The 23,703-nt window shown below is 60.0% G+C and carries 18 protein-coding genes; 5 read left to right on the top strand and 13 right to left on the bottom strand.

Annotation, left to right across the window (positions count from 1 at the left end; all coding sequences use genetic code 11):
* Positions 1–66: 66 nt before the first annotated feature.
* Positions 67–801: a FadR/GntR family transcriptional regulator gene (locus V1T76_RS04960; RefSeq protein ID WP_330559505.1), complete on the top strand. Its 735-nt coding sequence runs from the start codon at positions 67–69 to the stop codon at positions 799–801.
* Here V1T76_RS04960 and V1T76_RS04965 read toward each other — a convergent pair.
* The 13 genes from V1T76_RS04965 to V1T76_RS05025 all read right to left on the bottom strand — a co-directional run bounded on the left by V1T76_RS04965 (position 798) and on the right by V1T76_RS05025 (position 18,801).
* Positions 798–2,066: an amidohydrolase family protein gene (locus V1T76_RS04965; RefSeq protein WP_330559506.1), complete on the bottom strand. Its 1,269-nt coding sequence runs from the start codon at positions 2,064–2,066 to the stop codon at positions 798–800. The genes V1T76_RS04960 and V1T76_RS04965 overlap by 4 nt on opposite strands.
* A 143-nt stretch (positions 2,067–2,209) precedes the next feature.
* On the bottom strand, positions 2,210–3,715 hold the full coding sequence (gene cysG / locus V1T76_RS04970; RefSeq protein ID WP_330559507.1) for a siroheme synthase CysG: 1,506 nt from the start codon (positions 3,713–3,715) through the stop codon (positions 2,210–2,212).
* The gene (locus V1T76_RS04975; RefSeq protein ID WP_330559508.1) at positions 3,687–6,368 is read right to left on the bottom strand and encodes a nitrate reductase; all 2,682 of its coding nucleotides are present in this window, start codon (positions 6,366–6,368) and stop codon (positions 3,687–3,689) included. Before V1T76_RS04975 ends, cysG begins: the two co-directional genes overlap by 29 nt.
* 22 nt (positions 6,369–6,390) lie before the next feature.
* Positions 6,391–6,840, bottom strand: a complete 450-nt coding sequence (cynS, locus tag V1T76_RS04980) for a cyanase (RefSeq protein ID WP_330559509.1) — start codon at positions 6,838–6,840, stop codon at positions 6,391–6,393.
* A gap of 9 nt (positions 6,841–6,849) precedes the next feature.
* On the bottom strand, positions 6,850–8,583 hold the full coding sequence (locus tag V1T76_RS04985; protein ID WP_330560216.1) for a protein kinase domain-containing protein: 1,734 nt from the start codon (positions 8,581–8,583) through the stop codon (positions 6,850–6,852).
* A gap of 63 nt (positions 8,584–8,646) precedes the next feature.
* Entirely contained in the window at positions 8,647–9,492 is an 846-nt protein-coding gene (locus V1T76_RS04990) for a formate/nitrite transporter family protein (RefSeq protein ID WP_040440495.1), read from the bottom strand.
* Between the two features lie 31 nt (positions 9,493–9,523).
* The gene (nirD, locus tag V1T76_RS04995) at positions 9,524–9,865 is read right to left on the bottom strand and encodes a nitrite reductase small subunit NirD (RefSeq protein WP_330559510.1); all 342 of its coding nucleotides are present in this window, start codon (positions 9,863–9,865) and stop codon (positions 9,524–9,526) included.
* A complete protein-coding gene (gene nirB / locus V1T76_RS05000) occupies positions 9,862–12,315 on the bottom strand; it encodes a nitrite reductase large subunit NirB (protein ID WP_330559511.1) in 2,454 nt (817 codons plus the stop codon). The genes nirD and nirB overlap by 4 nt, the downstream gene beginning before the upstream one ends.
* A 17-nt stretch (positions 12,316–12,332) precedes the next feature.
* Positions 12,333–14,093: an ABC transporter ATP-binding protein gene (locus V1T76_RS05005; protein WP_330559512.1), complete on the bottom strand. Its 1,761-nt coding sequence runs from the start codon at positions 14,091–14,093 to the stop codon at positions 12,333–12,335.
* A 10-nt stretch (positions 14,094–14,103) separates the two neighbouring features.
* Complete coding sequence (locus tag V1T76_RS05010; protein WP_330559513.1) at positions 14,104–15,186, bottom strand: ABC transporter permease; 1,083 nt, start codon at positions 15,184–15,186, stop codon at positions 14,104–14,106.
* A gap of 92 nt (positions 15,187–15,278) precedes the next feature.
* Positions 15,279–16,679 (bottom strand): CmpA/NrtA family ABC transporter substrate-binding protein, encoded by a 1,401-nt coding sequence (locus tag V1T76_RS05015; protein WP_330559514.1) that lies wholly within the window; start codon positions 16,677–16,679, stop codon positions 15,279–15,281.
* A 364-nt stretch (positions 16,680–17,043) separates the two neighbouring features.
* Complete coding sequence (locus V1T76_RS05020; RefSeq protein ID WP_330559515.1) at positions 17,044–18,153, bottom strand: CmpA/NrtA family ABC transporter substrate-binding protein; 1,110 nt, start codon at positions 18,151–18,153, stop codon at positions 17,044–17,046.
* 60 nt (positions 18,154–18,213) lie between these two features.
* On the bottom strand, positions 18,214–18,801 hold the full coding sequence (locus tag V1T76_RS05025) for an ANTAR domain-containing response regulator (RefSeq protein WP_330559516.1): 588 nt from the start codon (positions 18,799–18,801) through the stop codon (positions 18,214–18,216).
* Between the two features lie 91 nt (positions 18,802–18,892).
* On the opposite strand from V1T76_RS05025, the gene V1T76_RS05030 reads away from it, so the two are divergent.
* The 4 genes from V1T76_RS05030 to V1T76_RS05045 all read left to right on the top strand — a co-directional run bounded on the left by V1T76_RS05030 (position 18,893) and on the right by V1T76_RS05045 (position 23,670).
* On the top strand, positions 18,893–19,192 hold the full coding sequence (locus tag V1T76_RS05030; RefSeq protein ID WP_330559517.1) for a DUF4089 domain-containing protein: 300 nt from the start codon (positions 18,893–18,895) through the stop codon (positions 19,190–19,192).
* Positions 19,189–20,598, top strand: coding sequence for an AtzE family amidohydrolase (locus tag V1T76_RS05035; protein ID WP_330559518.1), 1,410 nt, complete (start codon positions 19,189–19,191; stop codon positions 20,596–20,598). Before V1T76_RS05030 ends, V1T76_RS05035 begins: the two co-directional genes overlap by 4 nt.
* Positions 20,599–20,604: 6 nt before the next feature.
* The gene (locus V1T76_RS05040) at positions 20,605–21,498 is read left to right on the top strand and encodes a LysR family transcriptional regulator (protein WP_330559519.1); all 894 of its coding nucleotides are present in this window, start codon (positions 20,605–20,607) and stop codon (positions 21,496–21,498) included.
* 117 nt (positions 21,499–21,615) lie between these two features.
* The gene (locus tag V1T76_RS05045; RefSeq protein ID WP_330559520.1) at positions 21,616–23,670 is read left to right on the top strand and encodes an ABC transporter substrate-binding protein; all 2,055 of its coding nucleotides are present in this window, start codon (positions 21,616–21,618) and stop codon (positions 23,668–23,670) included.
* The last annotated feature ends 33 nt before the right edge of the window (positions 23,671–23,703 follow it).

The raw sequence follows: 23,703 nt of genomic DNA on the forward strand, positions 1-23,703 counted from the left end.
CCGGCTATGAGAATTCCCGAAGGAGCGACAGATCCCAAAAAACGGAAACGCCTGCGGCGGCCGGACATGGTTGCCCAGCAGATCCGTGAACAGATCGTCGAGGCCGGACTTCGGCCCGGTGACCGGGTCCCCGCCGACTGGCTCCTGCCGGAAACGGTCAAGGTCTCACGGGGATCTCTGCGCGAAGCCCTGAAGGTTCTGGAATTCCAGGGGCTCATCTCAACCCGCAGCGGTCCGGGCGGTGGTGTCTTCGTCGCCTCCGTTGAGCCTGGCGAAGCCATCCGCATGCTGGACAATCTGTTTCTGTTCGACCAGCCGACGATTGCCGACATCTATGCGCTCAGAAAACAGCTGGAGCCGGAGCTTGCCGCTTCGGTTGCCGGCACGCTGACCGATGACGCCTTCCAGGCGCTGCAAGGTTGCATCCGGCTTTACGAGGACGAGCCCAAAACCGCTGAGGAAGAATACGCCCAGCGGCTTGCGGAACTCGATTTTCATGAAGAGCTGGCACGCCATTGCAGAAACCCGATTCTGGCCTTTACCTGCTCGTTCCTGCTCAGCCTCCTGCGCGACATGACGGTCTGCCGGTCCATCTACAAGGAACCGAACCCTGCCCTTCGCGAAACCGGGCTGCACTATCAGGTCAAGTTGCTTCGGTCGATCAAAGCGGGCGACGCAGAGCTGTGCCGCATGATCATGCGCGGCCACATGATCGAGGCGGAAAAATACATGCAGGAGCGTGCTGAGCTGCGTACGCGTGGCAGCAGCACGGCAAAGGCCGTCACGACCAGCAGCAGCTAGGAAACCCGACCCGCCCCTTGTTGCAAAGGCATCTCATGCGTTCCGGAAGGTTCGAGCAACCTTGCTGGAGCCTGTTCGAAGGTGAATTTGCCGTTCTTCATGCCCCAGACCGGGCGAATGATCTCCGACACGATCTGGTTGCCGCTCGACGCCGGCAAAGCGATGAAAGTGGCATCTTCCCCCACCTTGATCCGGTGGGCCTTGTTGATCAGCCTCCGCGGTGCGGCCGTCACCATCTCGAAGCAGGCTTCCAGCTCTGCCTCCGAGCCGAGCTGGTGGACGTTGGCATAGAGATTGGCCATGCGCGGCAGTGAGCAGTCGCCATAAGGCGTGAACGGATTGAGCACGTTGTTTGTCGCGACCGTGCAGCAGACGCCGTTTTCATGGAAAATATGAGCCGGTGCAACCCCACGCGGCACCAGGCTTTCGCTTCCGCGTCCCATCAGAAACAGATCCGTCGATGGCAGAACGGTGAGCGCGATATCAGCGCTCTTCAGAATTTGCACCGCCTCCAGAAGATCCTTTCGGCAAAGGGCCGACAACTTGGTGACGTGGCCGATCGCAACCCTGCCCTGCCAGCCGAAGGCCACTGTCTGCCGCGCGATTTCATCAAGGTGGCGCCAAGAGGGATCGAGATCGAAATCCAGATGAAAATCGAGATCGACATCCTGTCGCCGGGCCATTTCAAACAGGCAGGCGATCTGACCGTTGGGATCGCTGTCCGTGTAGGGGCACCCACCCAGCAAGTCAGCACCCTCAGTAAGCGCCTGTTCCAGCAGCTCGGCAGTGCCCGGATTGTTGAGAAGCCCTTCTTGCGGAAACACACAAATCTGCAGGTCCAGCGCCCAGGCGAAATCCTGCTTCAACCGCTGAATGGCGTGAAACCCCGTAAGGCCGATCCCCGGATCGATCTCCACATGTGTGCGGATGGCATTGGTGCCCTGGACGATGGCCTTTTCCAGAACCTTCCGCCCCCGGGCGTAGACATCCACTTCCGAAAACCCCTTCTTGGCCTCCGCAACCGAGGAAATCGCCCCTTGCAGCGTACCGGTCTCGTTTCGGCAACGGTCGAGAATGCAGGCCTTGTCGAGGTGAAGATGACTTTCGACAAATCCCGGCACCAGCAGAACACCTTTGCCATCCACCTCTTCCGGGTTCTTCGGCAGCTCCACTCCAATCGCTGTAATCTTGCCACTCTCTACGGCAACATCGACAGCCGTTTTGCTGCCTTCGACCAGAACGTTCCGGATCACAAGCCCGCTCAAACCTTCGCCTCCATGGGAGTTTCCTGCTCTGTGCCGGCAGAGGGAAGGGGCGCCGTCACGCGGGCCGAAGACATGCTCCTCTGCCAGCTAATCGAACAAATCAAATGGCGGCCGTTTTGCCAAGCGTCCGAGTGCCTGTATTTTCACCCCCTTGCTGTTTCCAGCTTCGGCGAAAGGCGCTGACGGAATTCGGATTCTTCTCCCCTCCAGGTCAGACGGCTCGCCGCCTGGAAGACCTTTCCAACACCAATCAGCATCGGCCCCTCCAGCCCCAGCGATGTGACACCTTCCTCAAGTTCGTGCAAAGCCCCTGACCAGCGCTTTTCATAACTGCGGGAAATCCCCGAGACGGCAACGACAGGTGTGACTGGCGAGAGGCCTTCCTGAACGAGACGATCCCTGATCCTGCCGGCCATTCTCGCCCCCATGTAGAAGACGGTGGTGGTTGCCGGGTCGGTCAGCCCGTGCCAGTCAACCGTTTGCGGCAACTCGCCGTGCATGGAATGGCCGGTGACGAACCGAACCGACTGGGCATGATCGCGATGTGTCAGCGAAATGCCAAGGCGCGCCGCCATGGCGGAGGCTGCCGTGATCCCTGGAACGACGGTCGCCGGAATGCCTTCCGCTGCAAGCCGATCGAGTTCCTCCCCGCCCCGGCCGAAGATCATCGGGTCTCCGCATTTGAGCCGCACCACATGTTTGCCCTGTTGGGCGAGCGACACCATCATGTCGTTGATGTCTTCCTGGCGGCAACTATCCCGGCCACCCCGCTTGCCGACCAGCATCCGCTTGGCTTCGCGGCGGGCCAGTTCCAGAACCGCGTCATCTACCAAATCATCGAAGAGTATGACATCGGCCGATTGCAGCGCCCGCACAGCCTTCAGCGTGAGGTATTCAGCATCACCCGGCCCGGCCCCGACAAGCGTGACTTTGCCAGCAGCCGACGACCTTGCATCCTCCAGAAGCGCTTCGGCGAGTTCCTCTTCCTCAACAGGGGCGGACTTTCCGGAAAAGGCGAGATCGGAGATCCGCTCCCAGAACCGCCGCCGCTGTGCCCCTGCCTCCAGCAGCGACAGTGTCCTCTCGCGCAGCCGGCTTGCAAGGTGCGCCCACCCTTGCAGGCTTTTCGGCATCAACGTTTCGATCCGCCGGCGGATCGCCTGCCCAAGGATCGGCGCAACGCCATTGGTCGAGATGCCGATGACGACGGGCGACCGGTTGACGATGGAGCCGAACTGAAAGTCGCAAAAGGCCGGCTTGTCGATGACGTTTACCGGAAGCCCCTTTGCACGAGCTGCACAGGCAAATGCCTGCGCCTCTCCGTCACTGATCGCATCGGCGATTGCCAGAACAGCGCCCTCAAAACTGTCAATCGACCAGCGCCTCCGATGATGGACAAATCTGCCCCGCCTGTCTTCAGAGGCAATCAACCCATCGAATGCGGGTGCCAGGTCTTCGGCATAAATGTGAACCTCAGCACCGGCGGCGGCAAGCAATTCCGCTTTCCAGGCAGCCGCATCGGAACCGCCTGCAAGCAGCACTTTTCGGCCCTCCAGCGGGAAGAACAATGGCAGGCTTGCCAAAGCTCCAACATGCGCCGGACGTCTTCGGCTCTTGACCTCAGCTGGCTTGCGCAATGTCGGCGTCATCGAGGCTTTCCTTTGCAATGTCATTCAGAAGCGTCTGGATTTCCGAGCGGCAGGAGCCGCAATTTGTGCCCGCTTTCAGCGTTTCCCCAATCGCACTGACACTCGACGCGCCGCATCGCGCGGCTTCGGCAATCTGATTGCAGCCGATCTGGAAACAGGAACAGACGAGCGCGCCCGGGTCTGGCCTGTCGGCAGGCACCCGTCCGGCAAGAACGCTTGCACGCTCCCACCGCGCAATCGCATCTCGGCTTAACAGGCCGCACGCCCATTGGCGGGACACCTCGACCGGAGACGCCGAAAAATAAAGGGCCGTCTGAAGTATGTTCTCTTTCCACTGCGCCTGCCGCAGCCAGCCACCGGCAACGTCGGAAATCTCGACGGTTTCGCAGTCCACTTCAGCAAGCGAGGCTGCAACTCCGGCAATATCGGCCTCATCGCGGCCCGCGCATTCCAGCCGGAAACCACCCGGAATGGGAGCCAAGGCCCAATAGTCCGCTACAATCGTTTCCGGCCGCCGGCGCAAAACGGCAAAACCGAACCAGGCCATCGCGGCCCGTGTCACAGCCACCGGAGTGAACTTCGAGCCAGGCTGGCCCGAGTGAGGATCGGTTGCCGGGGCAACAATCGTATCGACCCTCGCATTGGACGCGAGTTGATCGGTCCAGTGCATCGGCACGAACACTTGCCCCTCGCCGACCCTGTCCGTAATCAGTGCCCGCACCAGCACGGATCCGTGAGGGCTTTGCACCTTCACGACATCAGCCGGTACAATCTTGAGCCGGTCGGCATCTTGCGGGTGAATTTCGGCAAAAGGCTCTGCGAAATGTGCAGTCAGGCGCGGCGTCTTGCCGGTGCGCGTCATCGTGTGCCACTGGTCGCGTATCCGGCCCGTGTTCAGAACGAAAGGATACCGCCGCTCCGTCTGACGTGGCGCCTTGAAGACCACCGGGACGAAGCGTCCCTTGCCGGTTTCCGTATAGAACCCGCCCTCGGCGAAGAACCTCGTCTCGGCCGATTGAGCATGAGCGCTCTGCGGCCACTGGAAAGGCGCCATGGCATCGAAACCGGCGTCGGGCACGTCCTGATAAGCGCCGATATCGAAATCCCGGCTGCCGTCGTTGCAATAGCCGGAGAGCCCTGCATGTTCGCGAAAAATCGCTGCGGCACCCGGATAGGAAAATGCCTCGCCATAGCCCATGCGCGCGGCGACTTCACTCACCTGCCACCAGTCGGGGCGCGCTTCTCCGGGAAGCTCCAGAAAGGCGCGCTGTCTTGAAATCCGGCGCTCGGAGTTGGTAACCGTGCCATCCTTTTCGCCCCAGGCGGCTGCCGGCAGCAAGACATCTGCATAGGGAACCGTGTCGGCTGCCCGAGTGACCTCCGAAACGACCACGAAGGGACAGGTCTTCAGCGCTTCCGCCACGCCGTCGGCGTCGGGCAGACTGTCCACCGGACTGGTCGCCATGATCCACAGGGCCTTGATCCTGCCCTCGCGCACGGCCTCGAATAGCTCGACCGCCTTCAACCCGGGTCTGTCGGCAATCGCGGGGCTCTTCCAGAACTCCTGAACGATCCGCCGGTGTTCGGCATTTTCCAGCAGCATGTGGCTTGCCAGCATGTTGGCCAACCCGCCGACTTCCCGCCCGCCCATGGCATTCGGCTGCCCGGTCACCGAGAACGGCCCCATGCCGGGTTTGCCGATCCGGCCGGTTGCCAGATGCGTGTTGACGATGGCATTGACCTTGTCCGTGCCGACGACCGACTGATTGACCCCCTGACTGTAGACAGTGACCGTCTTTTCCGTGCGCGCGAACATCTTGTAGAAGAGCGCTATGTCCTGCCGCTTCAGCCCTGTCTTTTCAGCAATCTGCCCGATTTCACAAGGACCTGCAGCCTCTACTGCGGCCTCAAGTCCTTCCGTGAACCGTTTGACATAACTATCATTTACGACGAGTGCTTCCGCCAGAAAGGACAGCAGCCCGTTGAAGAGGGCAACGTCCGTATCGGGCTTCAACTGCAGATGAAGATCCGCGATGGCGCAGGTCGCTGTCTTGCGGGGATCGACAACGACGACGCGCATGGCGGGGTTCGCTGCCTTGGCCGCTTCAAGGCGCTGAAACAGCACCGGATGGCACCAGGCCAGATTGGAACCGACCAGAACGACAAGATCCGCCAGTTCCAGGTCTTCATAGGTGCCAGGCACTGTGTCCGACCCAAACGCCCTGCGGTGACCGGCCACTGAAGACGCCATGCAAAGACGGGAGTTCGTGTCGATATTCGCCGACCCGATGAAGCCTTTCATAAGCTTGTTGGCGACGTAATAGTCCTCGGTCAGGATCTGACCGGACACATAAAACGCGACGCTGTCAGGCCCATGATCGCGAATGGCTTCCTGAAAGTTGCGCGCGACACGATCGAGCGCGTCATTCCAGGAGGCGCGTTTGCCGGAAATTTCCGGATAGAGAAGCCTGTCGTCGAGCGACAGTGTTTCACCGAGCGCGGAGCCCTTGGAACACAGCCGGCCATAGTTCGATGGGTGGTCGGGGTCGCCTGCAACGCTCACGGTCCCGTCCGGATGCCGGGTGGCGAGAACGCCGCAGCCGACACCGCAATAGGGACAGGTGGTCCGGATGGTCTTGTTATTGTCGGTCATTCCATCTTTCCCGGTGCCTGAATTACCAGGCGTTGTAACCAAGGTATTTTCCGGACATCTCGATTTTCACGCGGTCTCCCTTGGGGTTTTCGACGCGGGTCACCGACATGTCGAAATCGATGGCAGACATGATGCCGTCGCCGAATTTCTCGTGGATCAGGGCCTTGATGGTCGGCCCGTAAACGCCGACGATTTCGTAAAGACGGTAGATGCAGGGGTCCGTCGGCACGGTCTGAGACCAGATCTTGGTCGGGCTTTCCTGCAGAACCAGAGCGGCTTCCTGGGGCAGGCCCAGCGTCGTGGTGATCGCCTCAGCCTTGTCTTCCGGCATGGCGTTCATGCCCATGGCCGCCGAATGGGTCCAGACCGGCGACATGCCGATGGCCTCGGCAATGCCTTCCCAGGTAAGCCCGGCCTGCCGCTTGGCCGACAGGATCATGCTGGTAACGTCTTCACGGGTGAGAGCGGACATGAAAATCTCCTATGGATTGCCGAAGAGTTGAAAGAAAAGGATGGCGCAAAGCACCGCGAGAGCAGCAGACACGATCTGCCAGAAGCGGACAGGATCGCGTTCCGCCAGAGGGACAAAACGATCTGGACTGAAGGAAGGGTTCGGGCGGCGCAGATCTTCAAGAAAGGCACTCAGGGCCTCGTAGCGTTTGCCCGGCACCGGATGAACCGCACGGCAAAGGGCGCCGTCGACCCAGTCCGGAACACGCTCCGTGACAGCCGTGGCAGTTCGATAACGAAGGGCAGCCTGAGCCCGCGCGCTCGTCGCCCTGGCAACGGCAGCGCCATAAGGCAAGCGGCCGGTCAGCATTTCGTAGGCGATGACGCCAAGCGAGAACTGGTCGCTGTATTCCGTGCCGAGATACCCCAGGAACACTTCCGGGGCAGTGTATTGGTGGGTGCCCAGGATCTCGCCCTTTTCGAGAGACGGCGCCGCCTCCATGACGCCGGCAATTCGCACGGAACCGAAATCGATGATCTTCACCGTGCCGGACGCATCGATCATGATGTTTTCCGGCCGCAGATCCTGATGAACCATCTCCTTGCGGTGAAAGGCCATCAGACCCCTCGCAACCTGCTCCAGGATGCCGCGCACCATTTCAAGGCTCGGATGCGGATTGTCTGTCATCCACTGGCGAAGCGTTTGTCCATCGACGAATTCGCTCGCCAGAAACAGCGTCTTCCGGCCCTCGGGATAGGAGGCTGCCTTCAAGACATGCGGAGAGGCAATCCGGCGGGCGACCCATTCCTCCAGCGCGAAGCGGCGCAGATAGTCTTCCTCGCCGCGCAAATCGAGCGAGGGAAACTTGAGGGCGACCGGTTCGCCCGTTTCCTCGTTTTCCGCCAGGTAGATGTGGCTGCGGCTGGTGGCATGCAGGCCGCGCAAAAGCCGGAACCCTTCATATCTGCCCGGCACCTTCGGCAGCGGCGCCGGTGGCAAAGTGCCCTCTCCGCTCAGGAGATCTTCAGCGCCCGGTTCCGAGATGCCGGTCACCCGAACGATCTGGACGCTCAGATTGTCATCGCTGCCCGCGGCCAGTGCCTGATCGACAAGCGCTCTGGCTGCCATATCGAGATCCTGACCGGCCAGCACGACATCGGCCATATCCTTTGGCCGCAAGAAGCCGTGAACGCCATCCGTCGTCAGAATAAATACATCGTCCGGACGAAGATCGAACACGGCATAATCGATATCGACAGAGTGTCCGATGCCGAGCGCCCGGCCGAGATAGCTTTCCGTTTCCGAGATCCGGACAGTGTGATCTTCCGTCAGTTGTTCCAGGCTTTGGCCGGAAAGACGCCAGATACGGCTGTCACCGACATGAAAGAGATGCGCCTTGCGTCCTTTCAGAACCAGGGCGGAAAAGGTGCAGACATGGCCTCTGTCCAGTTCGGCAGCCTGTTTTGTCTGACTGAAAAGCCACGAATTGACGGCCAGGATCACCCGGCTCGCCGAAGTCTTCACCGACCAGGCTTCCGAGGTGCAAAAGTAGTCGGAGAGGAAGGATTTGACGGCTGTCTCGGCAGCGACATGTGCAACCGGACTGGAAGAAATGCCGTCTGCGATCGCAAGCGCAACGCCCTTGTGCACCAGTGCTGGTCCTTCCGCCACCATGGCGCCGTGGAAGTCCTGGTTCAGGGCTTTCCGTCCGGCAGAAGAAGACTGGCCGGTCTCGACGCTCAAAGTGGTATGGCGGACTTGCATCAGCACGGGAAAAGGATCCTCCGGAAGAAGCGCTCCGCCGCCCGTGGCGGCGGAGCCTCACACTTATTCGGCAGGCGCTGCGACCGGCGCTTTTTCGTAGCCGGCGTTGCGCGAAGGCGAGGTCTTGTAGTGGGTGGCATAGATCATGCCGCCGACGAAGGTCAGCCCGCCGACAAGGTTGCCGACCACGACCGGAATTTCGTTGTAGGCGAAGTAGTCGAACCAGGTGAAGTTGCCGCCGAGCATGATGCCGGACGGGAACAGGAACATGTTCACGATGGAGTGCTCGAAGCCGAGATAGAAGAACACCAGGATCGGCATCCACATGGCCATGATCTTGCCGGAGACCGAGTTGGACATCATCGCGGCGACGACACCGGTCGACACCATCCAGTTGCACATCACGGCGCGGATGAAGACCGTCAGCAGACCCGCCCAGCCGGCGGCGGCATAGCCGAGGGTTCGTGCTTCGCCGATCTTGCCGATCTTCTGGCCGACATCATTCGGCTCCTGACTGAAGCCCATGGTGAAAATGATCGCCATGAAAACGGCGGTGGTCAGGGCACCGGCGAAGTTGCCGGTAAAGACCAGGCCCCAATTGCGGAAGACACCGCCCCAGGTGCAGCCCGGACGTTTTGCGATCACGGCCAGTGGCGCCAGCGTGAACACGCCGGTCAGAAGGTCGAACCCCAGCAGATAGAGCATGCAGAAGCCGACCGGAAACAGGATCGAGGCAACCAGGAAGTTGCCGGTGTTGACGGCGATTGTCACCGCGAAGGCGGCCGCAAGAGCAAGAATGGCACCAGCCATATAGGCGCGGATAAGCGTGTCCTTGGTGGACATGAAAATTTTCGCTTCGCCCGCGTCGATCATTTTCGAGGCAAATTCCTGTGGCGTTACGTATGACATCTGAATTCCTTTCGCGAAGGTGCTCGGCCGGTCAGACGGCTTCGTGTGAATAGGAAAGATCAATGAGGATCCGGCCGTCTTCCAGACGGACGGGAAAAGCCGCCGTGCGGCCTTCATCGGCCCCCTGCGCAGCTCCGGTCTCCAGGGAAATCACCCAGTTGTGCAACGGACAGGTCACACAGCCGTCATGCACGATCCCCTGACTGAGAGGCCCGTTCTTGTGCGGGCACTTGTCTTCCAAGGCGAAGACGTCGTCCTTGGCGGTGCGGAAGACGGCGATGGTCATATCGCCGTTCTTCACGCACCGGGCTCCCTCCCTAGGAATGTCTTCAAGGGTGCCGATATGGACCCAGTTGCGGATGTCGGCGGTCATTCGGCAGCCTCCTTCGTCAGAACAGCCATCGGCTTGAACTCATGCTTGTCCTTGCCGGAGACACGCTCCGACCACGGATCGACCTGAGCGAATTTCTGGGAGAAGACGAAACGGTCGAAATACGCCTTGCGCATTGCCTCATCGTCCATGATCTGGCGCCGGATCTCGTCCAGCCCGATACGCTTCGCCCACTTGTAGATCCGCTCCAGGTAATGGCCCTGTTCGCGGTACATCTGGGCAAGCGCGGCGACATGCTCGATCGCCTCGTCCTCGGTCTTCACCATGCCGAGAACTTCCGTGCCCTTGATGTCGAGACCGGCAGCCCCCGCAAAATGGATCTCGTAACCGCTATCAACGCAGATGATGCCGATGTCCTTGCAGGTTGCTTCCGCGCAATTCCTCGGGCAGCCGGAGACCGCCATCTTCAGCTTTGCGGGCGTCCAGGAGCCCCACATGAATTTTTCCAGCTTGATGCCGAGACCGGTGGAATCCTGCGTGCCGAACCGGCACCAATCCGTGCCGACACAGGTCTTCACGGTCCTGAGGCCCTTGGCATAGGCCTGCCCGGACACGAACCCGGCCTTGCCGAGATCTGCCCAGACTGCCGGAAGGTCTTCCTTCCTGATGCCCAGCATGTCGATACGCTGGCCACCGGTGCATTTCACCGCCGGAATGTTGAACTTGTCGACCACATCGGCAATCGCCCTCAACTCCTTGGACGAGGTCATGCCGCCCCACATGCGCGGGACCACAGAATACGTGCCGTCCTTCTGAATGTTGGCGTGGACACGTTCGTTGATGAATCGGGACTGGTAGTCGTCCGCATATTCATCCGGCCAGTCGGAGACCAGATAGTAGTTGAGCGCCGGCCGGCACTTTGCGCAGCCGCCGGACGTGGTCCACTCCAGTTCCTGCATCACGGCTGGAATGGATTTCAGTTCCTTGGACTTGATCAGGCGGCGGACGTCGTCATGGCCGAGGTGGGTGCAGCCGCACATCGGCGTGACAGCCGCCGGATTATAGGCGTCGCCCAGGGTCACCTGCATCAGCTGCTCAACAAGCCCCATACAGGTGCCACAGGAGTTTGAGGCCTTTGTGTGCGCCCGCACACCGTCCAGAGACGTCAGGCCCTTCTCCTTGATCGTGGCAACGATCTTGCCCTTGCATACGCCGTTGCAGCCGCAGATTTCCGCATCATCCGGCAAGGCTGCAACGGCCGCCGTAGGGTCCAGCGGGGCCCCTCCCTGATAGGCCTGGCCAAAGATCAGCGTCTCGCGCATGTCCGAGACGTCCGTGCCTTTTTTCAAAAGGTCGAAGAACCACGGACCATCGGAAGTTTCGCCGTAAAGCACAGCACCGACGATCTTGTTGTCTTTCAGGACGATGCGCTTGTAGACACCTGCCGACGCATCGCGCAGCACGATCTCTTCCCGATCGTCTCCTTCGGAAAAATCACCTGCCGAATACAGATCGACACCGGTCACCTTCAATTTCGTCGCGGTAACGGACCCCGTATACTCGGAAGAACCGCCAAGCAGATTGTCGGCGATCACCCCCGCCATTTCATAAAGCGGCGCAACGAGGCCGTAGCACATGCCGCGGTGCTCGACGCATTCGCCAAGCGAGAAGATGTCCGGATCGCTTGTGCGCATGTCGTCGCCGACCAATACTCCGCGATTGACCTCCAGGCCGACCGCCCTGGCAAGGTCGGCCGACGGACGGATGCCGACGGCCATGACAATGATCGAGGCTGCGATCTCGGTTCCATCGTCAAGGCGGATGCCCCTCACCCTGCCCGCGTCATCCCCCAGGATTTCATGGCTGTTTGCCTTGGTGCGCACGTCGATGCCGCGGCTCTTGAATTCCGCTTCGAGCAGGAAGCCGGCCGCCGGGTCGAGCTGGCGTTCCATCAGGGTCGGCATCAGGTGCAGAACGGTAACGTCCATGCCCTGCATCTTGAGGCCGGCCGCCGCTTCAAGCCCCAGGAGACCGCCGCCAATGACGACAGCCCGTCCGGCGCGTTTGGCGGCGCCCAGCATCTTTTCCACGTCGTCCAGATCGCGGTAGGTCAGAACGCCGTCGAGGTCCTTGCCCGGAAGCGGAATGATGAAGGGAGACGATCCGGTGGCGATCACCAGCTTGTCGTAAGAAGCGGTGATGCCGGTTTCCGAAGTAACGGTCTTGGCTTGCCGGTCGATCCCGGAAATGCGAGCGCCCTTGTGCAGGGTCACGCCATGGTCTGCATACCAGTCGTCGCCGTGGGTGATAATGTCTTCATAGGTCTTTTCACCCGACAGCACCGGCGACAGCATCAACCGGTTGTAGTTGACCCGCGGCTCTGCATTGAAAATGGTGACCTCATAAGCGTCCCGGTCTTTTTCAAACAGGTTTTCGAGCATCCGCCCGGGCGCCATGCCGTTGCCGACGATGACAAGCTTCTGTTTTGTCATGGCTTTTCTCCAGACTTTCATTCGGCTGCTTCGGCTGCCGCGGTTTGACGGGCCATTCGTGCGGCCCGTTTTTCCTGAATGGATTTCAACTGATCTTCGCTGGGGTTCGCGCCGCCCTCATAGGCTTCCAGGAAGTCCAGAAGCTCCTCGCGGTAGGCGTAGTAATCCGGGTGGGCGAGCAGCTCCTTGCGCGACCGTGGCCGCGGCAGGTCCACTTCCATGATGTTGCCGATACGGGCATTGGGCCCGTTCGACATCATCACCACACGGTCGGCCAGCAGGATGGCTTCATCGACATCGTGCGTGACGCAGACGGCCGTTACCTGTGTCCGCTTCCAGACGTCCATCAGGACATCCTGCAACTCCCAGCGGGTCAGGCTGTCGAGCATTCCGAAGGGCTCGTCCAGCAGCAGAAGCTTCGGCGACAGGGCAAAGGCCCGTGCAATCCCGACGCGTTGCTTCATGCCGTTGGAAAGCTCCGAGGCCGCCTTATGCATCGCGTCCGACAGACCGACCTTGCCGAGGTAATATTCGATCACGTCCCGCTTTTCCTGGCGGGATGCATCCGGATAGACCTTGTCGACACCCAGCTCGACATTCTCGTAGGCCGTCAGCCAGGGCATCAGGCTCGGTGCCTGGAAGACGACGGCCCGGTCGGGACCGGCCTGGGTCACATGGGTGCCATCAAGAACGATGGCACCTTCGGTGATCTTGTTGAGGCCGGCCACCATGGACAGGACCGTCGACTTTCCGCAGCCCGAATGGCCGATCAGGGTAATGAACTCGCCCTTCTTCATCTTCAGGTCGAAGCCGTCCACAACCGTCAGCGGCCCCTTTGGGGTCGGATAGACCTTCTTCAATTGCGAGAAGTCGAGATAACGGTCCTGAACCGCGGATTCCGATGCCCGCTCATAGGCCACCGGAAGCTTGTCCGCAGGCTTGGGCCGCTGCGTGATCGGGACGATGTTCGGCAGGACGATTTCCCGCTCCAGATCCGCCCCGCGCTCAGACCCTGCTTCCATCAGATATGCGGTGACCTCGGCCCGCAGGCGAATGAAGTCGTCGTCGTGATTGAGTTCACCTCTGTCTCGCGGCCGCTGAAACGACACCTTGAACTCCGGACCAAGCGTTGCCGGTGTGCCGGGCTTCAACGGAATGATCCGGTCCGCCAGAAGGATCGCTTCATCGACGTCATTGGTGATGAGGACGATGGTCTTCTTTTCTTCGTCGCAGATCGCGGCGAATTCGTCCTGAAGCTTTGCGCGCGTCAGGGCATCGAGCGCTGACAGTGGCTCGTCCAGCAGCAGAAGCTCGGGCTGCATGGCAAGGGCCCGTGCCACGGCCACGCGCTGGCGCATGCCGCCGGAAAGCTCCGACGGCTTGCGGTCTCTGGCATGACCCAGGCCAACCATCTCGATGTATTTGTCGCAGATCGCCTTGCGCTCGGCCGAGCGCTTCTTCCTGAAAACGCTGTCGACGGCCAGTGCCACATTGCCGTAGACCGACAGCCAAGGCATCAGCGAATAGGATTGAAACACGACACCTCGGTCCGGGTGCGGCCCATCAATTTCCTTGCTCTTGAAGATGATGCCGCCCTTGTCCGGCTCGATAAGGCCAGCCAGCAGGGAGATGAGCGTGGTCTTGCCCGTGCCGGAGAAGCCGACAATGGCAATAAACTCACCCTCTTCCACCTTCAGGTTGATGTCATCCAGCACCTCGGTTCGGGCAGCGCCATCGCCATAGCTTTTGGAGACACCGGAGATTTCCAGAAAGGACATATCCGCCTCCTTAGCGATTGGCCGAGAATGTAAAGGCGCGCTGCAGGGCGAACATCAGCCGGTCGAGCATGAAACCAATGATGCCGATTGTCAGAACAGCGACCATGATCTTGGCGAGCGACTGGGAGGAGCCGTTCTGGAATTCGTCCCAGACGAATTTTCCAAGACCCGGGTTCTGGGCCAGCATTTCCGCGGCAATCAGCACCATCCAGCCCACACCCAGCGACAGGCGCAGTCCGGTAAAGATCAGCGGCAGAGAAGACGGCAGAACCAGCTTGGTGACGGTCTTCCAGGTAGGCAGTTGCAGAACGCGGCCGACATTCATCAAATCCTTGTCGACCGAGGCAACACCCAGCGCGGTGTTGATCAGCGTCGGCCACATGGAGCAGAGCGTCACGGTGACGGCGGAAATCAGCAGGGATTTCGATAGCCAGTCGACCGGATCGGCATAGGTCGCCGACACGATCATCGTGACAATCGGCAGCCAGGCGAGCGGTGACACCGGCTTGAAAATCTGAATGAGCGGGTTGATCGCTCCGTTGAAGGAGCGCGACAGGCCGGAAGCAATACCAAGCGGCACGGCGATCAGCGTTGCGATCAGAAAACCGAGGCCGACGGTTTTCAGCGACGTGCCGATCTGGTCGATGTAGGTCGGCTTGCCGGTATAGTCGCGCCACCTGATCTTGTCGGTCTTGCCTTCGGCTTCGTATTTGGCGTTGCGCTGTTCCTGGCGCTCATAAAAGGCATCCGCCTTTTCACGCTCGCGCACATGGTCGTCCCAGAGGTTGACCGCCTGGGACCAGACTGCTGCGGGTCCCGGGACTGCACCCAGCGACGTCTGCACTTGCGGTGCCAGAGCGCCCCAAAGGACGAGAAAGGCAGCGATCCCCAGAAGCGGGATCAGGAGGACGCGTTTCAGCTCGCCCAACTGTTCCTTCAGGCTGTCTCCTGCGGCAATTTTCAGGAGCGGCACGGTCCAGGACAGGCCGAGCGCATCCAGCCAGCCGGCGGCCTTGTTGATCCGTGTGAAAAGCTTCTCCCGGCGCGCGGCACGGGCAAGGTCCTGACTGCCCGCGGTATCGGCATTGGCCATGATGGCAATCCTTGTTCGAATTCTGTCGGTGCGTATCGAATGAGAAAGACGAGCGGCGGGGCTGCGGGCCGCCGCTCAAGTTTTGGGGAAGATCAGCCGCCCACGACCTGATTGCCGTCGACCACCTGCTTGCCCTTCAGACCGATCGGAAGGCTGTCGATGTAGGCGTTCGGCTGTTTGCCGTCGTAGGGAATGCCGTCGATGACATCCGCTGCCGGGGTCGGAGCGCGATAGCCATCCGTTTCCCAGGGGAAGTCTTCCTTGGCCACATGCCCTTCCTCAACCAGCATTTCTGCGGCTTTCAGATAGATGTCAGGGCGATAGACCGACCGCGCGACCTCGTCGTACCAGCTATCCGGCTTGTACTCAGGAATCTGGCCCCAGCGGCGCATCTGGGTCAGGTACCAGACCGCATCGGAATAGTAGGGATAGGTGGCGTAGTAGCGGTAGAAGACGTTGAAGTCCGGAACATCTCGCTTGTCGCCCTTCTCATACTCGAAGGTGCCGGTCATCGAGTTGGCGATGACTTCCGCATCCGCGCCGACGTATTCCGGCCGGGACAGGATCTCGACGGCTTCCATGCGGTTTGCGTTGTCGTTCTCATCCAGCCACTTGGCCGCACGGATCAGCGCCTTGGTGAGAGCAAGCGTGGTGTTCGGATATTCTTCGGTGAATTCCTGCGTCAGGCCGAACACCTTCTCCGGATTGTTCTTCCAGATCTCGTAGTCGGTGATGACCGGGACACCGATGCCCTTGAAGACGGCCTGCTGGTTCCAGGGCTCGCCGACGCAATAGCCGTAGATGGTGCCGGCTTCGAGCGTCGACGGCATCTGCGGAGGCGGTGTCACGGACAAAAGCGCATCCGCCTGGATCTGACCTGAGATATCGGATTTGGAATAAAGCCCCGGATTGATATCGCCGGATGCCAGCCAGTAGCGCAGCTCGTAGTTATGGGTGGAAACCGGGAAGACCATGCCCATGTTGAACGGCTTGCCTTCGGCCTTGAACTTGTCGACCACCGGCTTCAGAGCCGAAGCCTTGATCGGGTGAACCGGCTTGCCGTCGTCCTGCATTTCCAGATGCGGCTTCATCATCTCGAAGATTTCGTTCGATACGGTGATGCCGTTGCCGTTGAGGTCCATGGAGAACGGCGTCACGATATGGGCCTTGGTGCCGAAGCCGATGGTGGCCGCCAGCGGCTGACCGGCCAGCATATGTGCACCGTCCAGTTCACCGGTGATGACCCGGTCGAGCAGAACCTTCCAGTTGGCCTGGGGCTCAAGCGTGACAAAGAGGCCTTCTTCTTCGAAATAGCCAAGTTCGTAGGCAACGGCGAGCGGTGCCATATCCGTCAGCTTGATGAAGCCGAAGGTAAGTTCGTCCTTTTCGACGTCCAGCATCTCGGCATAGGCGCTGGAAGCGGACACAAGAGCAGTGGCTGCCATTAAGGCGCCAAGTGCAGTCCGGCGGGTAATTTTCAGGGTCTTCTTCATTTTCGCGTCCTGTCCCTCGTTCGTCCTGCACCGCCTTCAGCCGGGCACAGGACCAAAAAAAAGCCGCCGACCGAACCGCATGACGGGAGGAGGTCCCATGCGGTTCAGATCGGCGGCTTTGCCTGTGCACCCGGCAGTGGGTGCGATATCTGGTAGGCCAACGTTGGCCCTAACCACTTAAAAGCACGAACTGTGCCAATTGCAGAAATATGACATATCTATTTATTTACAGAGACTTAGCTTTGAAGAAAATTTTGACCACCTGCACAACCTGCATATTTGGTCAGCTAAGCAGGCAGGCAACTGAATGAATTTTGTGCATTGCAAACTTACTGGAACGGCTTCGGCCCGGCTGTTTTGGCGGTCAGGAACGCGCGTCGTCGAACATCTCAACGGTCGCGTCTATCGCCACGCCGCTCAAGCCCATCGCTTCCAGATAAACGGTCGGCGAAAACACCTTTTCGACTTCTTGTTCCGCCTCTGGTGAGGGCTGCACCTGCCCCCAACGCACCATCTGCTCGTAGAACCATTTGCCGTAAACCGGCGATGGAGCTGCCTTGACGCCGCCTGAGAAAGTCAGAAAGTCCGGCACGTCCTTGACCGACTGCGGGTCCATCCTGATCCGGCCCGACAGGGCCGCAAGGCAGAATTCGGCGGGACAGGCCAGAAGGTCGGGCCGTGCGAGTACGCTCGCCAGTTCCGCATTGTTCTTCGGATCGGCGCACCAGTCGGCCGCCGCCGAAAACGCCCGCATCAGCGCGGCGAGCGTATCGGGGTTGGCGTCGGCCCACTTACGGGTCACGCCCAGCACCTTTTCCGGACTGTCCGGCCAAATAGCCTGCTTGTAGGTGGCAATACGTCCTGTTCCGGCTTCGACAGCCGCCGTGTTCCAGGGTTCCCCTACGCAATAACCGTCGAGCTGACCTTCGGCCAGAGCATCCGCCATGACCTGTGGCGCCAGCACGGTGATCTCCACATCCCGGTCCGGATCGATGCCGGCGGCGGCGAGCCAATAGCGCAATTCATAGGCATGACCGGAAAACGGGTGCACGACACCGAAATGAAGCTGAGGCAGGCCTGGTATCTTTCTGCCGGCTATCACCCGCGCAAGCGCATCTCCTGTTGAAGCCGGATCACCCTCCGGGTCGGCACCGGCAGCCGCCATATCCGCCCAAAGGGCATTGGAGACGGTGATTGCGTTGCCGCCAAGGCCGAGCAGCATGGGGGCCAGCATCGGCACGGCCAGACTGGTCAGGTTGAGGCTGGCAGCAATCGGCATCGGGGCCAGCATATGGGCGACATCGAAATGGCCAACGGATATCCGGTCGCGGATGTTGGCCCAGGAGGTTTCCCGGATCAGTTTGAGCGCGATGCCTTCCTGTTCGGCAAAGCCGAACTCGGCAGCAGCCACGATGACGGCACTGTCCAGAAGCGGAATAAATCCTGCGATGACAGGCTTCAGGTTCGTGTTCATGATCCTACAGTCCTCTGGTTGGCCGTCTCTCCCCGTCCGGTCGCTCTTGATGTCATCGCGTCAGTCCCCCAGCAATCCGCTGGCGATCACCAGGCTTTGCGCCACATCGATGATTTTACGACTCTGGTTCATGGCCGTTCGGCGCAAGAGGTCATAAGCCTCCTGCTCGCTGAGCCCCTTCGATTTCATGAGAATGCCTTTGGCCCGGTCGATGGTTTTCCGGTCTGCAAGTTCAGAGCGCACTTCCTCCAGCTCCTCTGTCAGCCTGGAAAACGCTCGGAAACGGCTGATCGCCATGTCGAGGATCGATTTGACCCGTTCCCGCTTCAGTCCGTCGACGATGTAAGCCGATACGCCCGCATCGACAGCCGCCTCGATGGAGTGGCTGTCCGACTTGTCGACGAACATTGCAATCGGCCGCCGGACCGCCCGCGACACCTGAAACATGTGCTCCAGTTGGTCTCGGTTCGGGTTCTCCAGATCAATCACGATCACATCCGGATTGATGTCCGAGATCTGGCGAACCAGCCCTTCCATCTGGTGCACGACAATGACCTTGTCGTGCCCTGCATCGTGCAATCCCTGCTCGATGATCGAGGCACGGATCTTGTTGTCATCAATAACCAGAATGGAAAGCCCGCCGCTCATGCCGCCATTATGCGCAGGGCTATTTTTTATGCAACAGAAATGCTGCGTCGCAACAACCGCGTTATGACCGGCCTTCCACAGGACCTCTGGCTTGCCGAAACAGAACCGAAGGAACCTCAAATCACAAATGACGAAATCTTCTCTGGACAGGGCGCTGCAGCCTTTGAAAGATGCCTCTAGAAAATTCTGGATGAAGGACAGCGGGATGGCGGACACGTTTGAGCCCAAGGCACATGTAGCCCACATGGAAAGGATGCTGGGTCTGACGATCGAGGAAGACTGGCGTCCTGTCGTGGAAATGCATATTGCCGCTATTGAAAAAGCTGCCGAAACGGTGCTGGATTTCCCGTTGGAGGATCACGCCGAAGCTGCACCGGTCTTTGTCCCATGAGCCCTGAGAGCAAGGAATTGAACACACGCATCGCGGCTCAGACAGCCGCTGCCGTCAACAGCGGTGATATCAGGGCTCTGGAAGTTGCCTATGCATCTCTCGAGGCGATTGAAAGTCTCAATCCCAAGGTCAACGCCTTTACCGACGTCCTGGGCGAGCGAGCACTCCTTGAAGCCCGCGCCGTCGATGACGCCATTCAAGACGGCCAAACCCTGCCGCTGGCCGGTGTGCCGTATGCCGTCAAGAACCTATACGATGTCGAAGGCCTGACCACGCGCGCCGGTGCAAAGATCAACCGCGAAAACCCGCCCGCCTCTGCGGATGCAACACTTGTGCGCAAGCTCAAGGCGGCGGGAGCTGTTCTGGTCGGGGCGACCCACATGGGCGAATACGCCTATGATTTCACAGGTGAAAGCGCACACGACGGCATCTGCCGCAATCCGCACGATACGGGTTACATGACCGGCGGCTCGTCCTCCGGATCTGCCGCGGCTACCGCAGCCGGTATGGTGCCGCTTGCCATGGGGTCCGATACCAACGGCTCCATTCGAGTGCCCGCCTCCTTCTGCGGATTGTTCGGGCTGAAGCCGACCTACGGACGCCTCAGCCGCGCGGGAACCTATCCCTTTGTTGGCAGCCTGGACCATCTCGGCCCGCTGACGCGCTCAGCCGAGGACCTGGCCCTGATCTTTGACGTCCTTCAGGGCCATGACCCGGCTGATCCGGCACAGACAAACCATCCAGAAATTGAAACCCATGCCCGACTTGCAGAAGACATCGGCCCGCTGCGCATTGCCGTTGCCGGGGGATACTTTCGCGAAAAAGCACTGCCTGACGCCCTCAATGCCGTCGATCTTGTTGCAAAGGCGCTTGGCGCAAGCCTTGAGATCGACATTCCGGAAGCTGCCCGGGCCCGTGCTGCGGCCTATGTCATCACGGCCGCCGAAGGCTCCACCTTGCATCTCAACCGCATCCTGGAACGGCCCCGGGACTTCGACCCGGAAACGCGCGACCGCTTTCTGGCGGGCACGATGGTGCCGGCCATCTGGGTCCAGCAGGCCCAGCGCTTCCGCAGCTGGTTCCGTGACCTGTTCCGCAAGATCTTCGAAAACGTCGACGTGTTGCTGGCTCCCGCCACGCCCTTCCCTGCCCTTGCTTCAGGCACCAAGACTTTCACCATCGGCGGCGAGACCATGCCGGCCCGGCCGAACATCGGCCTGTTCACACAGCCGATCTCCTTCATCGGCCTTCCCGCAGTGACGGTACCGGTCTGGCTGGACGGGGCGACATTGCCCATAGGCGTTCAGGTTATCGCCCCGGCCTGGCGCGAGGATCTGGCGCTCCGCGTTGCCCATCATCTGGAGTTATCCGGCGTTGCACGGGCTCCCGTCGCGAACCTGTCCTGAGCGATCATGGAAAAAACGCCAGTCCGCTCGAAGAGCACCCTCAGCCTCGTACAGTTGCGTGCGCTGGAAGCCGTCGTCCGCACAGGCAGTTTTTCAGCTGCGGCAAAGGAAATCGGCGTTTCCCAGCCGTCCATATCCAACCACGTCCAGAGCCTGGAAAGCCGTTTCAAGACAAAGCTCCTGGTGAAATCCGGTTATTCGGTTTCGGCCTCCCCCGCACTGGAAGGCCTCCTGCCGCGCATCCGGGCGGTTCTGGCGCTGGTGGGGGATCTTGAGACGGAGCTTACCCATCATCGGACACTTGCTTCTGGTGAACTCAGGATCGGCTACTCCACCTATCAGCTTGCGATCCCGAAAATCTCCGCCTTCATGTCCCGTCACCCGGATATCTCGATAGAAGCCAGGGCTCTGGCGACACAGGACATTCTCGACCTGTTCGAGGATGGCGAGATCGATGTTGGCTTCATCACCGGCAGGGAGGTCCCTGCCGGGCTCGACGGAGAACTGCTGATAAAGACCCGGATCGTGATTGCCGCACCGCAGGATCATCCGCTGGCAAAAGAAGCGACTGTGACCTGGGCAGACGTCGCGTCCCTTAATCTGCTACAGCGGGAAGGATCTTCCGGTACCCGCAAGATCTTCGAGGCGGCAGCAACGATCGCCGGCATACGGCCTCGCACCGTGCTGGCGCTCGGCTCCTGGGGCTCAATAGCCACCCTGATCCGTTCCGGGGTCGGTGTCGGCATTGCCATGGAAGCCGAGATCACCGACCGTGACGGCTGCGTTGCCGTTCAGATCAACGACCCTTCACTGGTCGCAAACCATTATGTCGTCTGGCAAAAAGACATGGCAAACGTTGCGGCAGTTGAGGCCTTCAGAAAAAGCCTGCACAGTCTTTGACACTTCCATGTCAGAGATCACTCTATAGTAAAAAGCTATACATATAATAATTTCATCAAACTGTTATGATTGAAGCGTTGTTAGGGCCTCGCACATTTTCCCGTCGAGGAGCCCGCAATGACCGTCAAATCCTTTCTCCTGTCCGGCGCAGCGCTAGCCGTTCTGGCCACCCCTGCCCTGGCAAACTGCCCAACCGTCACTGTCGCCGACATGCAAGGCCTCAGCTCTGATTACCCGCAGCAGTTCGAACTCACCGAATTTGAAGAAAAGGCCGCTTGTGGTCTGGCTTTCGCACAGAACCCGGCCATCAACGATCTCAACAGCAAGATCCTCGGCAATGGCGAACTGGCTGATGTTGCCGCCCGCCTGCCGAAAGAGCCGCTGGTTGTTGCGCCTTATGAAAAGATAGGCACCTATGGCGGCGTCCTGACCGGCATTTCCAAAGGCACAGAGTCCGGCACGTCCGATCTCCTGTCCGTGCGCCACGTCAACTTCGTGCGGTACGCCGACGACCTTCAGACCGTTGTTCCGAACGTCGCCAAGGGCTGGGCCTGGAATGACGATTACACCGAACTGACCATCACCTTGCGTGACGGCCACAAGTGGTCCGACGGCGAGCCGTTCACCGCGGAAGACGTTGCCTTCTGGTACAACGATCTCATCCTGAACCCGGATGTCTATGAAAAGACCCCGGGCCGCTGGCTCTTCGCCGGTCAGCCGGTCAAGGTCGAGGCCGTCGACCCTGTCACCGTCAAGTTTACCTTCCCCGTTCCGACCCCCGGCATTTTGAACCGCTTCGCCGTCGATTACGGCCAGCCGTTCCAGCCGAAACATTTCCTCAGCCAGTTCATGCCGAAATACAACGAGAAGGCAGAAGAACTTGCAAAGGAATACGGCTTTGAAAGCGCCAAGGCGGCCGTCGACTTCTATTACGGCGGTTCCGACTGGAAGGACGTCCCCTCCCCGCTGCTGAAAGACAGTGACAAGGCTACCAAGATCGGCCGCGCCGTCGTGCCGACGCTGGAAAGCCACATCGTGGTCGAAGAAAACTCCGAAGGCCGCAAGCTGGTTGCCAACCCCTATTTCCACATGGTCGACACCGCAGGCAACCAACTGCCCTACATCTCCGAAATTTCCGAGACCTATATCGGCGACAAGGAAGTGCAGAACCTGAAGATCATGAATGGCGAAGTGGTCTGGAAACAGCAGGCCATCTTCCTGGAGGACTTCCCTCTGCTGAAGGAAAACGAAGGCAAGGGCAACTACACTGTCTCCTTCGCCCCGACCTTCGGTGAGAACGTCTTCTTCTCCTTCAACCGCACCCACAAGGATCCGGTTCTGGCGAAACTCTTCTCCGACGTCCGCTTCAACCGCGCCATGTCACATGCCCTTAACCGTGACGAGATCAATGAAATCGTCTATCTCGGCCAGGGCAAGCCAATGCAGGGCGTTCCCGCTGAACCGAAGACGGTGTCCTTCATTTCCGACGAAATGCTCAACAAGGACATTTCCTACGACGTGGAAGGTGCCAAGGCGCTGCTGGCGGAAATCGGCCTGAAGGATTCCGACGGCGATGGCACCCTGGAACGCGAAGACGGCAAGCCGCTTGTGGTCCGCATGGTCTATTCGACCCAGGGCGTTCCGGTGAAAATGATGGAACTGGTCCGCGACTACTGGTCCGCGGTTGGCGTCCGCGTCGATCTGAAGGAAGTCACTTCCGACGAATACCGCGCTGCCGGCAACAACAACGATCTGGACGTGACCACCTGGAAATACGACGGCAATGCCGGCCCGACCATTTCCCAGGACGTAACCGCCTTCATTCCGCCCTTCGGCGATTTCTTCAACCCGGGCACCGGGTTCGAATGGGCTGCCTGGAAGGAAAGCGGCGGCAAGGAAGGCACTGAACCTCCGGCGGATATCCAGAAGCTCTGGGACCTGTCCGAGAAGTTCATCCAGGTCGAGCTGGGCTCTGAGGAAAGCAACAAGCTTGGTGCCGAAATCGCCCAAATCCATGTCGACAACCTGCTGAAGATCGGCACGGTCGGCGACATCGTCGCTCCCTTCCTGTACCGCAATGACCTGCAGAACGTGAAGCCGATCAAGGCCAAGACCTACGACTTCTACTGGACCTATCCGTACCGTCCGCAACAGTGGTCACTGGAGCAGTAAGCCTCTGAAGCCGTTGCCGGGGTGGCCAGCCAC

This window comes from Roseibium sp. FZY0029 (genome assembly GCF_036350355.1).
In the GTDB taxonomy this organism is placed as follows: domain Bacteria; phylum Pseudomonadota; class Alphaproteobacteria; order Rhizobiales; family Stappiaceae; genus Roseibium.